This window comes from Pseudoxanthomonas sp. CCNWLY206-1 (assembly GCF_039710385.1).
Lineage (GTDB): Bacteria > Pseudomonadota > Gammaproteobacteria > Xanthomonadales > Xanthomonadaceae > Pseudoxanthomonas_A.
Genome location: NZ_JBDKXI010000008.1, coordinates 133,431 through 146,912, shown reverse-complemented (window position 1 = coordinate 146,912; position 13,482 = coordinate 133,431). Strand labels below are relative to the sequence as shown.

At 63.3% G+C, this 13,482-nt stretch carries 9 protein-coding genes and 1 riboswitch; of the genes, 3 read left to right on the top strand and 6 right to left on the bottom strand.

What is annotated here, in order from left to right:
- Nucleotides 1-48 precede the first annotated feature (48 nt).
- The 5 genes from AADW18_RS17350 to ilvC all read right to left on the bottom strand — a co-directional run bounded on the left by AADW18_RS17350 (nucleotide 49) and on the right by ilvC (nucleotide 5,909).
- Nucleotides 49-1,605: a 2-isopropylmalate synthase gene (locus AADW18_RS17350; protein WP_337344656.1), complete on the bottom strand. Its 1,557-nt coding sequence runs from the start codon at nucleotides 1,603-1,605 to the stop codon at nucleotides 49-51.
- A complete protein-coding gene (locus tag AADW18_RS17345) occupies nucleotides 1,602-2,729 on the bottom strand; it encodes a threonine dehydratase (protein WP_337344755.1) in 1,128 nt (375 codons plus the stop codon). Before AADW18_RS17345 ends, AADW18_RS17350 begins: the two co-directional genes overlap by 4 nt.
- A 189-nt stretch (nucleotides 2,730-2,918) precedes the next feature.
- Nucleotides 2,919-3,173, bottom strand: coding sequence for an ACT domain-containing protein (locus AADW18_RS17340; protein ID WP_337344655.1), 255 nt, complete (start codon nucleotides 3,171-3,173; stop codon nucleotides 2,919-2,921).
- Nucleotides 3,157-4,887: an acetolactate synthase 2 catalytic subunit gene (gene ilvG / locus AADW18_RS17335; protein ID WP_337344654.1), complete on the bottom strand. Its 1,731-nt coding sequence runs from the start codon at nucleotides 4,885-4,887 to the stop codon at nucleotides 3,157-3,159. Before ilvG ends, AADW18_RS17340 begins: the two co-directional genes overlap by 17 nt.
- Nucleotides 4,884-5,909 carry a ketol-acid reductoisomerase gene (gene ilvC, locus AADW18_RS17330; RefSeq protein ID WP_337344653.1) on the bottom strand — a complete coding sequence of 342 codons (1,026 nt, stop codon included), beginning with the start codon at nucleotides 5,907-5,909 and terminating at the stop codon, nucleotides 4,884-4,886. Before ilvC ends, ilvG begins: the two co-directional genes overlap by 4 nt.
- 424 nt (nucleotides 5,910-6,333) lie before the next feature.
- Here ilvC and ilvD point away from each other — a divergent pair, with 424 nt between their 5' ends.
- Nucleotides 6,334-8,175, top strand: a complete 1,842-nt coding sequence (gene ilvD / locus AADW18_RS17325) for a dihydroxy-acid dehydratase (RefSeq protein WP_337344652.1) — start codon at nucleotides 6,334-6,336, stop codon at nucleotides 8,173-8,175.
- A gap of 273 nt (nucleotides 8,176-8,448) precedes the next feature.
- Here ilvD and AADW18_RS17320 read toward each other — a convergent pair whose 3' ends face one another.
- Nucleotides 8,449-8,997, bottom strand: coding sequence for a hypothetical protein (locus tag AADW18_RS17320; protein ID WP_337344651.1), 549 nt, complete (start codon nucleotides 8,995-8,997; stop codon nucleotides 8,449-8,451).
- Nucleotides 8,998-9,185: 188 nt separating this feature from the next.
- Here AADW18_RS17320 and AADW18_RS17315 point away from each other — a divergent pair, with 188 nt between their 5' ends.
- Both AADW18_RS17315 and thiC read left to right on the top strand, forming a co-directional pair.
- Nucleotides 9,186-11,021 carry a methyl-accepting chemotaxis protein gene (locus AADW18_RS17315; protein ID WP_337344650.1) on the top strand — a complete coding sequence of 612 codons (1,836 nt, stop codon included), beginning with the start codon at nucleotides 9,186-9,188 and terminating at the stop codon, nucleotides 11,019-11,021.
- Between the two features lie 183 nt (nucleotides 11,022-11,204).
- Nucleotides 11,205-11,303: riboswitch (TPP riboswitch) on the top strand.
- Between the two features lie 100 nt (nucleotides 11,304-11,403).
- A complete protein-coding gene (gene thiC, locus AADW18_RS17310) occupies nucleotides 11,404-13,281 on the top strand; it encodes a phosphomethylpyrimidine synthase ThiC (protein WP_337344649.1) in 1,878 nt (625 codons plus the stop codon).
- The last annotated feature ends 201 nt before the right edge of the window (nucleotides 13,282-13,482 follow it).

Sequence of the window (13,482 nt, the reverse complement as noted above, 5' to 3'; positions counted from 1 at the left end):
GTGGTTTCCGGTGGTGCTTTGCATAGTCGAGGCGGTTCCTGATTCTTCTTACGCTGCTGCCATCTCTTGCTGTGCAGCGCGACGCTGACGCAGCAGACGGTTGGCGACATCCAGCCAAGCCAAGGCGCTGGCTTCGATGATGTCCGGACTGGTGCCGGTGCCTTCGTATTCCTGGTCCTCGTAGCGAACACTGAGGTTGGCTTCGCCACGCGCATCCGCGCCCAGGCCGACACTGTGCACCTGGTAGCTCTCCAGCTTCAGGTCCACGCCGGTTGCCGAAGACAGTGCGGCGAACAGTGCATCGACAGGGCCGTCGCCCTCGGCTGACTCGGCGACGCGCTCGCCGTCCGGCGCCGATAGCTCGACCTGCGCGCTGGCACGGTGACCCACATCGCTGACGGTCATCGAGGCCAGGCGATAACCTTCGGTGCTGGCGCCGTCCTGCATCATCGCCTGCAGGTCGGCGTCTTCCACCACGCGTTGGCGTTCGCACAGCGCCTTGAAATCGGCGAAGACCAGATCCAGTTCCGATTCTTCCAGCAGGTAACCCAGCGCACGCAGACGCTGCTCGACCGCGGCGCGACCGCTGTGGCGGCCCAGCACCATCTGCGAAGACGGCCAGCCCACGTCTTCCGGACGCATGATTTCGTACGTCCCGCGGTGACGCAGCATGCCGTGCTGGTGAATGCCCGCTTCGTGTGCGAAGGCGTTGGCGCCGACCACGGCTTTGTTGCGTTGGACCGGCATGCCGACCAGTCGAGACAGCAGCTGCGAGGTGTAGACGATGCGCTGGGTGTCGATGCGGGTATCCGCATCGAAGAAAGCGCCGCGTACCTTCAACGCCATGACCACTTCTTCCAGCGCGCAGTTGCCGGCACGTTCGCCAATGCCGTTGACCGCGCATTCCACTTGCCGCGCGCCGCCTTCGATGGCGGCCAGTGAATTGGCGACCGCCAGGCCCAGATCATTGTGGCAGTGCGCGCTGAACACCACGTTCTTGGCCCCAGGCACAGTAGCAATCATGCGTTGGAACAAGCCGCGGATTTCGTTTGGCGTGGTGTAGCCAACGGTATCCGGAAGATTGATGGTGCCTGCGCCCGCCGCGATGGCCGCGGCGATGACCTCAGCCAGGAAATCCTCTTCGGTACGCAGCGCGTCTTCGGCGGAGAACTCGACGTCGTCGGCGAAGGTGCGCGCGTAAGCGACATTCTTGATCACCGAGTCCAGCACCTGCTGCTTGCTCATGCGCAGCTTGTGTTCCCGGTGCAGCGGACTGGTGGACAGGAATAGATGGATGCGCGGCTTGGCCGTGCCTTCCAGCGCGCGTGCGGACACCTGGATGTCGTTCTCGCGGCAGCGCGACAACACGCACAACGTGGTATCGCGCAGCTCCTTGCCGATCAGGTCGGCAGCTTCGCGGTCTGACTGCGAACTGGCGGGAAAACCCGTCTCGATGACATCCACGCCGAGCTCGGCCAGGGTGCGTGCCATCACCAGCTTTTGCGACGGCTGCATGCTGCATCCGGGAGACTGTTCACCGTCACGCAGCGTGGTATCGAAGATACGGACGTGGGCGGGATTGGGTGTTTGCGATGATGTATTCACCAGGTAGATTCCTCTTCTACTGCTGCTACTGCGACGGAGAGGCGACGGGCCTTCGACGGTGCTGCGGGGATGGGGGATAGGGAAAGGGCAGCTGCGGGCGCAGGGGTAAGCGAAGGTTCCCCTTCCGCGGTACGCCGACGGGGTTTGCGCGGCGGGCGTGGACGAACTTCCGACAGCAAGCGCGCCAGAACGGCCGCATCAATATTACCGCCGGAGACCACCGCGCATTTGCGGCGTCCGGCGACGCGGCGTCCGGCGGCCAGCGCCAGCGCGCCGGCACCTTCGGCAATGACATGTTCTTCCAGTGCCAGACGCACCAATGTCTCGCGCAACTCGGCTTCGCGGACGATGACGATGTCGTCCAGGAAATTGGCGCACAGGCGACGCGTGATGAAGCCGGGAACCTTGACGCGCACACCATCGGCCAGCGAGGCCACAGGATCCTTCGGTGCGGTATCGCCCTTCAGCGCGCGCACCATCGAGTCCACGCCTTCCACCTGCGCACCGACAACACGCACGCCCTGTGATTTCAGCGCCAAGGCGACACCAGAAGCCAAACCGCCGCCGCCGATGGGAACGATGACCACGTCCGGTGCATACGGTGCGATCTCGATGCCGACAGTGCCTTGGCCGGCGATCACATCCGGGTCGTCGAACGCGGACAGGAACCGATAGCCATTTTGTTCGGCCAGCTCTTTGGCGAACAAGAACGCTTCGTCATAGCTGTTGCCATGCTGACGCACGGTCGCACCCCAGTGCGCCACACCGGCGATCTTGGTTTCCGGTGCGCCATGCGGCATCACCGTGATTGCCTGCACGCCCAGACGATACGCCGCCCAGGCCAACCCTTGTGCATGGTTGCCGGCGGAAGCAGCGATCACCGGGCGCCGGTCGCCACGTTCACGTCCCGCCAGCAGTGCATTCAAAGCGCCGCGTACTTTGTACGAACCGGTGCGCTGCAGGTTTTCCAGCTTCAGCATCACACCAAAACGCTCAGCGTGGTGCAGCGGCGTAGGCGGCAGATAACGCCGCAGACGCGCTTGCGCCGCCAGCACATCACCCACGGTGACGACGACGTCGCCGACGTCCGGGTCGTTGCTGGCGGGGGCTTGGCTGTCAGGCACTTGGGTGCCGGGAATGGAGAATGGGGAATGGGGAATGGAAGCGTGCTGATGACGGTGGGAGAAGACGCCTCCGGACAGTGGAAGCGGCAAACGACGCTTCGTGTGCAGCTGGACGGGCACGCAGCCCATCAGCAACTCGGAAATTTCCATTCCCGATTCCCGATTCCCGATTCCCGCTTCTGTACACCATCACAGCACAGCCTCCACCATCTCCACCACCGTGATCTCAACCGACTCGCAGTCATAGATCTTCTGCATCTGCAGGCGCAGGGTTTCGGCGGGACGGTTGCCGTCCACCACTAATTGCAAGCGCCAACGACCGTCCGCGGCGGCGGGTTCGCCGCTGATTGCCTGCGGAGTGAAGCCGCGGCGTTCGGCCATGCCGATCACGCGCGTCAACGCGCCTTCGGCTGGCTTCAACACCAGGTCAAGCCGGTATCGCATGAGTCGTCGGCTCCGGGTTGGGTTTGGCGGGGTTGGAGTCCAGCATCGAGCTGTTGGCGTGATTGGGCGGCACCAGCGGCCAGACGTTGGCCTTGATGTCGATGGCCACATGCAGCAATGCGGGACCTGGCTGCGCCAACAGTTCCTTCAATCCATCTTCCACCTGGCTGCGCAGATCGATCCTGCGCGCCGGTATGCCGAACACCTGCGCCAACGCGGCGAAGTCAGGGTTGTCCGACAGGTCGATCTCGCTGTAGCGCTCGGCAAAGAACAGTTCCTGCCATTGGCGCACCATGCCCAATGCGCTGTTGTCCAACAGCACGATCTTCACCGGCAGCTTGCAGCGGGCGATGGTGGTCAGCTCCTGCACGTTCATCATGAAACTGCCGTCGCCACTGACCAGTACGACGGTGCGATCGGGACACGCGAACTGCGCGCCCATCGCCGCCGGCAGACCGAAACCCATCGTGCCCAGCGCGCCGCTGGTCAAGTGATTGCGTGGATGCTCGAACTTGCAGTGCTGCGCCACCCACATCTGATGCTGGCCGACGTCACAGGCGATGATGGCATCGGCTGGCGCTACTTCACTCAGACGCTTCAGCAAACCCGGCGCATAGATGTCGCTGCCCGGCGCGTCATAGCGGAAGCCGAATTTCTCGCGATGCTGGTAGCAGCGTTTGCGCCAGTCTTCGCAAGTGCTGCGCGCGGCCGACAACGCACGCAGGCTGATGGCGACATCGCCGGGAACCGCGATGTCGGCTTTCCTCAGCTTGGATATCTCATACGCGTCGGCATCCAGGTGCAGCACGCGCGCGAACGGCGCGAACTCGGCCAGCTTGCCGGTAGCGCGATCATCGAACCTCGCACCCACCACGATCAGCAGATCCGATTCCTGTACCGCCATATTGGCAGCGCGCGTGCCATGCATGCCCAGCATGCCCAGGTAATGCGGATGCTGGCTGGGCAGGGCGCCCAAGCCGCGCAGCGTCAGTACCGTGGGTATTTGGGTAACGTCGACGAACTGGCGGAATGCGTCCACCGCCTCTGCCAGCGCGATCCCGCCACCACCGTAGATCACCGGCTTTTCAGCACCGGCGATCGCCGCCAGGGCTTCGGCCAGCGCCACGTCTTCCGGTGCCGCCGGCGGGTCGATCGATGCAGGTACGTGGTCGGGCAGATGCGAGGCATCGGTCATCTGCACATCCTTGGGCAGATCGATCAGAACGGGACCAGGCCGGCCTTCGCGCGCGATACGGAACGCTTCTCTCACGATCCGCGGCAGATCGTCGACGCGACGTGCGATGAAGCTGTGCTTGACGATGGGCAGCGTCAGGCCGAACACGTCCAATTCCTGGAACGCATCGGTGCCCATCAATCCCGTGGCCACTTGTCCGGTCAGGCAGACCATCGGCACCGAATCCAGCATCGCGTCGGCGATGCCGGTGACCAGGTTCGACGCGCCCGGGCCGGAGGTGGCCACGCACACACCGACCTTGCCGCTGGCTCGTGCGTAGCCGTTCGCCGCCAGCGCGGCGCCCTGTTCATGCCGCACCAGGATGTGGCGCAGCTTGGAATCCACCAGCGCGTCGTAGAACGGCATGATGGTGCCGCCCGGATAGCCGAACAGCGTCTCCACGCCCTCGGCTTCCAGGGCGCGGGTCAGCCAGCGGGCGCCATTGCACGGGATCGTGGCAGTGGCAGCGGCGGCGTTCATGCGGCGGCGGCCCGGGCGCTGGCTGTGGCGTCATCGGCATCCGGCTGCGAGGCATTGGCCTGCAGCCACACCATCTTGGCGCGCAGCTTCTTGCCGACCACTTCGATCGGGTGGTCCAGGTCGGCCTGCTTGAATTTCTTGTAGTTCGGCAGGCCGGCTTCGTATTCGGCGACCCAGTTCTTGGTGAAGGTGCCGTCCTGGATGTCGGTCAGGATGTCCTTCATGCGCGCCTTGGTGCCGGCGTCGATCACGCGCGGGCCGCTGACGTAGTCGCCGTATTGCGCGGTCTCGGATACGAACTCCAGCATGCGGGTGATGCCGCCTTCATAGAACAGATCGACGATCAGCTTCAGTTCGTGCAGCACTTCGTAGTAAGCGATTTCCGGCTGATAGCCGGCTTCCACCAGCGTTTCGAAACCGGCCTGCACCAGTGAGGACGCGCCGCCGCACAACACCGCCTGTTCGCCGAACAGATCGGTTTCGGTTTCTTCCTTGAAGGTGGTCTTGATGATGTTGGCGCGCGCGCCGCCCAGACCGGCGGCGTAAGCCAGTGCCAGTTGCTCGGCGGTACCGCTCTTGTCTTGCTGGATAGCGTAGATGCAGGGCACGCCACGGCCGATCTCGTATTCGCGACGCACCAGTGCGCCGGGACCCTTCGGCGCCACCAGTACCACATCCAGGTCCTCGCGCGGTGTGACCAGGCCGTAATGCACGTTCAGACCGTGTGCGAACAGCAGACAGGCGCCCTGTTTCATGTTGGGTGCCAGCACGTCGTAATACAGGTTCTTCTGCACCATGTCCGGCGTCAGCACGGCGACCAGATCGGCATCCTTCACCGCGTCCGCGGGTGCCTTCACCACGAAACCGTCCGCTTGAGCCTTCGCCTCGGTCGGGCCGCCGGGACGCAGACCGACGGTGACATCAAAGCCGGATTCGCGCAGATTCAGTGCGTGCGCGCGGCCCTGGCTGCCGTAGCCGACGATGGCGATCTTGGGTTGCGGGAGAGAATTGGCGGTGGTCATGACGTGGAGTTCCTTGGAAGCGCGAGTTGGTGGATAGAAGTTGTTGGATGGAACTAGTAGGGATCGCTGGATAAAAACCGGCTGCAATAAAAAACCCCGCATCTTTCGGTGCGGGGTTTTGCGAATCTGGCGTTGTTTTCTGCTTACACGCCTGTTCGTCCCGCACCTGTGGGCAAGGTAATAAGGACGAGGACGAGAATGGAGGTCGCGGGCATCGCGGTCTTCACGGCGTCGGGCATTAGCGTGTGGCGTTGCAACATGCGACAAGAGAAACACGCCCGTTTGCGTCTTGTCAAGCAAGTCGGATCGATTTTCTGTAATGTCCTGACGACCGGCTTATTTGCTGGGTGATGGTTGCAAATGCAACCATGAAAAACCCGCAGAATCGCGGCCCCGCAATGCCTCGCAACACCACACGAAGACCATGCCTGAATACCGATCCAAGACCTCTACCCACGGGCGCAACATGGCTGGTGCCCGCGCGCTGTGGCGCGCCACCGGCATGACCGATGGCGATTTCCACAAGCCCATCATCGCCATCGCCAACTCGTTCACACAGTTTGTTCCGGGCCATGTTCACCTGAAGGATCTGGGGCAATTGGTTGCACGTGAAATCGAACGCGTCGGCGGCGTAGCCAAGGAGTTCGACACCATTGCGGTGGATGATGGCATCGCGATGGGCCACGACGGCATGTTGTATTCACTGCCCAGCCGCGAGGTCATCGCCGATTCGGTGGAGTACATGGTGAACGCGCACTGCGCGGACGCGCTGGTGTGCATCTCCAATTGCGACAAGATCACCCCGGGCATGTTGATGGCCGCGTTGCGGCTCAACGTTCCCACGGTGTTCGTATCCGGCGGACCGATGGAGGCCGGCAAGACCAAGCTGGCCGACCATAAGCTGGACCTGATCGATGCGATGGTGATGGCGGCCGATCCCAACGCCACCGACGAGATGGTCGCGGCGGTCGAGCGCAGCGCATGCCCCACGTGTGGTTCGTGTTCGGGCATGTTCACCGCCAACTCAATGAACTGCCTGACCGAAGCGCTGGGCCTGTCGCTGCCGGGTAACGGCACGGTGGTGGCGACGCATTCGGATCGTGAGCAACTGTTCCTGCGCGCCGGACGCGTGGCGGTCGAGCTGTGTCACCGCTGGTACGGCGCCGAGGACCCGACGGCGCTGCCGCGCGGCATCGCTACCTTCGAAGCGTTCGAGAACGCGATTACGCTGGACATCGCCATGGGCGGTTCCACCAACACCATCCTGCATCTGCTGGCTGCCGCCCAGGAAGGCGAAGTGCCGTTCGGCATGCGCGATATCGACCGGTTGTCGCGGCGTGTACCGCAGTTGTGCAAGGTGGCCCCGAACACGCAGAAGTACCACATCGAAGACGTGCACCGTGCTGGCGGGATCATGGCGATCCTGGGCGAGCTGGCACGCGGCGGCCTGCTGCACACCGATGTCGCCACAGTGCATGCAAAGACGTTGGGCACGGCGATCGCGCAGTGGGATGTCACCGGCACGCAGGACGAGAATGTGCACGTGTTCTACCAGGCTGGACCCGCCGGTATTCCCAGCCAGGTCGCTTTCAGCCAATCGACGCGTTGGCCTTCGCTGGATCTCGACCGCGCCGAAGGTTGTATTCGCGATGTGGCGCATGCCTACTCGCAGGAAGGCGGGCTGGCGGTGCTGTACGGCAACATCGCGCGCGATGGTTGCGTGGTGAAGACCGCCGGCGTGGATGAATCCATTCACGTCTTCGAAGGCACGGCACGTGTCTACGAAAGCCAGGACGCGGCCGTGGCGGGCATCCTGGGCGACGAAGTGAAGCCGGGTGACGTGGTGGTGATTCGCTACGAAGGCCCCAAGGGCGGCCCGGGCATGCAGGAGATGCTGTACCCCACCAGTTACCTGAAATCCAAAGGCTTGGGCAAGCAGTGTGCGTTGCTGACCGATGGCCGCTTCTCGGGCGGCACATCGGGTCTATCCATCGGCCATGCCTCGCCGGAAGCGGCGGCTGGCGGTGAGATCGGTTTGGTTCGCGACGGCGACCGCATTCGCATCGATATCCCGCAACGTGGGATCAACTTGCTCGTATCGGAAGAAGAACTCGCGATTCGCCGCGCCGAACAAGACACGAAAGGTTGGAAACCTGCGCACCCGCGCACGCGCAAGGTCACTACGGCATTGAAGGCGTACGCGCTTCTGGCTACAAGCGCCGACAAGGGAGCGGTGCGCGATCGAGCCATGCTCGACAGCGTTTGACGCCGATTGTCTCCGTCTCCAGATAAACACGTGGGCGCGCCTTTGCGGTGGTAGGAGCGCCGTCTCGCCGCGAGCTCTTCGCTTCTATCGCGACCTGGCGGGAAGAGCTCGCGGCGGGACGCCGCTCCGCGCCTCGGTAGCCCTTCGGTGTGCGAGATAGCGCGCGCGCCGCAGCGCGTCCATGTGATGAACAAAGGGCTTCAATCGCTCCTCGCTCTTATCGCGAGCTGGCGGGAAGAGCTCGCGGCGGGACGCCGCTCCTACAAAAGGGAATCAATGAACCCACTCCGAAGTCAGCACCTCGGCTTTGCTGCCCTCGGCTTTGACCTCGATCTTGGTGTCCGGGTCGTTTTCGCCGGGACCAAAGAACTCGTAGATGACGATGCCATTGCCTTGATCACTTTCGATGATGCGATTGGCTTTGAATGTGGGATTTGCACTTGCTAACACCGCAGCGACTGGTGCTGGCACTTGTTCGGCAATGATGTCGCGCTGAACCTCGACCACGGTCCACTTGCCGTCGACGCGAGTGATGTCCAATTCCAGTTCCGCGCCGTCGAGCAGGCCGGCCACGTCGTAGTAATCGTTGCCGTCGCGTTGCTCATGTTCGACAGCCGTCACCTGCAACTGCGGACGAGCGGCCTTTGCCGCTGCCAGAACGTCAGCGGGAACGTTCGCAGGGTCTTCGGCTTGCTTTCCAGTGGCCTGCACGCGGGTGGCGGGTGCATCGCTGGATTGCTCGGCGGGTGCGGGCGTCTTGCCGCAGGCCGCCAACGACAACGACAGCGCGACCAGGATGACGCGGGTGGGGCGGATAGTCATGGCAGGCTCCGGAGACGGTATTCGGAAGAATGATACCGGTGGCCAATGAACCTCTCTACCCGGGGAAGTCTTCCGCCTTCCTCCTCTAAAAGCCCGGGTGTCCTCCCGCTGGGCCAGCAAGTCGCCGTGCTGCTCAATTCCGCTCCGACGCGGCCGCTATCGATAGCGACGTCCCGGGAGGGAACACCATGTCGTTATCCATCGCCATCGATCCGGCGAGCCAAGATGCCGTGGCCTTCGGCTGGCTGCCTGACGCTCCCGTCGGCTTATTGCGGCTGGATGCCGCCGGCACCTTGACCGCGGCCAATCGCGCCGCGCGCGACTTGCTGGAACTGACGGATGCATGTTCGCGGACCAGTAGCGCTTGCGTCTGGGGCTTGCCGATCGATGCGCTGTGCGCGGACGAAGGCGTCTGGGTAGCACCGGGCGACGATGCGGCGCGACGAGTGCGCTACCAACGCGACGGTGAAGGCTGGATGCTGTCGCTGCCGCACCCGGAAACCGCGGCATTGCTGCGTGACGTAGCCATGCTCAGTGCCGGCCAAGCGCAGGCGAGCGGCATATTGCCGGTGCATCCGCTGGCCCAGCGTTTGCAGGAGGCCGCCAACGAGCGGCAGCTATTGGAAGATGTCGGCGAACGGCTCAGCAACTGTGATCTCGAACTGATCCTGCCCGCCGGGCAGCCGGTCTCGCCGCTGCAACGCCGATTGTCCGCCGGCTTCGGCAACCTGGCCGAGGCCATCCGCCAGGCGGTGGCGTTGTCGTTGCAGATCGCCGCCGAAGTGCCGCATCTGGTCAGCGAGAACGACGAACTGCTCCGCCAATCGCAGGCGCAACTCTCGGCATTGGAAACGGTGCTGCAGGCGAGCCGACGGTTGATGGAAGGACTGCAAGGCGCCGGCGAGGAGCTGCATACCGTGATTGCGGTGGCGGCCAATGCCGACGCGAGTGTGCGCCGCGGAGCCGAGGCAGCGCGCGAACTGGGCACGGCCATGCGCGAAGTCGAACGGCGTTCGGAGCGTGCGGGCGAGGTGATCGAGGTCATCGATTCGGTGGCCTTCCAGACCAACATCCTGTCCATCAACGCCAGCATCGAAGCAGCGCGAGCGGGAGAAGCAGGTCGCGGTTTTGCGGTAGTCGCGGTGGAGATTCGGCGGCTGGCCGAACGCGCCGCTTCGGCCGCGCGCGACGTACGCTCGATCGTTGGAGAGACGCGCGTGGCGCTGGAGGAAAGCGCTTCCGCGGCGCAGTCTACCGAGGACGTTCTCGGCGGCATCGGTCAACTGCTGGCAAGCGCCAGTACGGCGATGCAGTCGGTCGCGGCACGGGTGACCAAACAGGGCGACGAAATCGCCGCCATCGATCATGCGGTGGAAGATGTGGTGGGCTTGAGCCGCAGCAACCTGCAGCATGCCGGCCAGGTCGCGGAACGCAGCGAGGCGTTGGCAAAAGGCGCCGGTACATTGCACGACTGCGTCGGCTTGTTTCGGCTCCCTGACGATCCGATGCGCGTCCGGCGCCATGCGCGGGTGTATCAGTTGGCGCAGAACGCGGTTGCCCGTATCGGACAGACGCTGGAAGCGGCGATCGAAGCCGGGCGAACCGATGAGGAAGCCTTGTTTTCGCGCCAGTACGTTCCCATCCCCGGCGTTGTGCCGGCAAAGTTCACCACGGCTTTCGATACGCTCTGCGACGAACTGCTGCCGCCGGTGCAAGAACAGATTGCCACGATGCACCCCTGGATCGTGTTCGCCATTTGCGCCAATCCGGACGGTTACGTGCCCACCCACAATCTGCGCTTCAGCCAGCCATTGACCAGCGATGCGGCCGCCGATCTGGTAGGTAACCGCACCAAGCGCATATTCTCGGACCGTGTCGGCCGCAGCGTCGGCGCGCACACCGATCCGTATCGGCTGCAGATCTACCGCCGCGATACCGGCCAGATCATGTTCGATCTGTCGGTTCCTATCTTCGTCGGTGATCGCCATTGGGGCGGCTTCCGCGTGGGTTATTCGCTGGAATAGAGCTGAAACCGGGTGGCTATGTGGCAGATCGCCAGTTTTTTCGCCCTCCATCTCTTTGCTGCGGCGCGGCAGGGTGTCGATGAGGACGGGGCTCGCGGCCAGCGGGGTGGACGAAACGCGGAAGAACGCCAAGGCAAGAGCGTATATAGCGCTTGGCTCCAGCCGGGCAGCATGATTCAATGCTCCCCGAAGCGGGGGTATCGGGCTAACGCCACGATTGAGACAGACCCTTCGAACCTGATCCGGTTAAGACCGGCGTAGGGAAGCTTCGCAGGAACAATGTGTAAGGAGCTATCGCCCCAGGGCGAAGCGCCCGGCTGAAGCCCTTTCCACATGACCTCCTTGCGCCGCCGCTTCGTCCCGCCGCCTTTGGACGAACGCCATGAATGCCATCCCCACCAGCCTGCTGCAGCAAACCGAGCAGCTTTCCGAATCCGTTACCCGGCCGATTCCCGGTTCGCGCAAGATCTTCGTTGAAGGTTCCCGCCCGGACCTGCGGGTGCCGATGCGCGAGATCGTGCAGAGTCAGACGCCAACCATCTTTGGTGGCGAAGAGAATCCTCCGGTCACTGTCTACGATACGTCCGGGCCCTACACCGATCCTGATGCCCGGATCGATCTATCCACCGGCTTGCCGGCGCTGCGCGCCCGTTGGATCGAAGAGCGCGGCGATACCGAGCCGCTGAGCCAATTGAGTTCGGAATTCGGCCGTGGCCGCGAAACCAATGCGAAGCTGGCGGCCGTGCGCTTTCCGGGTCGGCTTCTGCCGCGGCGTGCCAAAGCCGGCGCCAACGTCAGCCAGATGCATTACGCAAAAAAAGGCATCGTGACGCCGGAGATGGAATTCGTCGCCATCCGCGAAAACCAGCGGCTGGAAGCGGTGCGCGATGCGTTGCTGTTGGCGCAGCATCCGGGCGAAAGCTTCGGTGCCAGCATCCAGAACATCATCACGCCGGAATTCGTCCGCGACGAGATCGCACGCGGGCGCGCCATCCTGCCGAACAACATCAACCATCCCGAAAGCGAGCCGATGATCATCGGCCGCAACTTCCTGACCAAGATCAACGCCAACATCGGCAACAGCGCAGTGTCCTCCGGTATCGCCGAAGAAGTGGAGAAGCTGGTGTGGTCGATCCGTTGGGGCGGCGACACCGTGATGGATCTTTCCACCGGCAAGCACATCCATGAGACCCGCGAGTGGATCATCCGCAATTCGCCGGTGCCGATCGGCACCGTGCCGATCTATCAGGCGCTGGAAAAGGTCGATGGCCGCGCTGAGGAACTGACCTGGGAAATCTTCCGCGACACCTTGATCGAACAAGCCGAACAGGGCGTGGATTACTTCACCATTCACGCGGGCGTGCTGCTGCGCTATGTGCCGCTGACGGCCAAGCGCGTCACCGGCATCGTTTCTCGAGGCGGCTCGATCCTGGCGAAGTGGTGCCTGGCGCATCACAAGGAAAACTTCCTCTATACCCACTTTGAGGACATCTGCGAAATCATGAAGGCCTATGACGTGGCCTTCTCGCTGGGTGATGGTCTGCGCCCCGGCTGTATCGCCGATGCCAACGACGCTGCTCAGTTCGGCGAATTGGAGACATTGGGCGAGTTGACCAAGATCGCGTGGAAGCACGACGTGCAAACCATGATCGAAGGCCCCGGCCACGTGCCGATGCAGCTGATCAAGGAAAACATGGACAAGCAGCTGCGCGAATGCGGCGAGGCGCCGTTCTATACCTTGGGGCCGCTGACCACCGACATCGCGCCAGGCTATGACCACATCACCAGTGCGATTGGCGCTGCCATGATCGGCTGGTTCGGCACGGCGATGCTGTGCTACGTCACGCCCAAGGAGCACCTGGGCCTGCCCAATCGGCAGGACGTGCGCGACGGCATCATGGCCTACAAGATCGCCGCGCATGCGGCCGACCTGGCCAAGGGCCATCCGGGCGCGCAGGTGCGCGATAACGCACTATCCAAGGCGCGCTTCGAGTTCCGTTGGGAAGACCAGTTCCATCTGGGCCTGGACCCTGAAAAAGCCCAGGAATTCCACGACGAAACCCTGCCCAAGGATGCGCACAAGGTGGCGCATTTCTGCTCGATGTGCGGCCCGCATTTCTGTTCGATGAAGATCACCCAGGACGTACGTGACTACGCAGCCGAACACGGCGTCGACGAAACCGCGGCGCTGGACGCCGGCATGGCGGAGAAGTCAGCGGAGTTCCTGGCGCAGGGCGCTCAGGTGTATCGTCCCAGCTGAACCGGGTCGGCGGCGTGCATTTTCTGTTGCCATCGGCTGTCATGATGTTGGCCCTCCCGGTGTGGGCCGGGACGGCGTGGATCATTAGGAATCTGATTTACGATCCGTCGCGAGCGAAGGGAGGCGATCTGTGGCGGAGCGGAGCACGCGCGGCGCATCTAGTACGTGAGTATTGCAAGCACCGCACGCGGGACGCCTGCC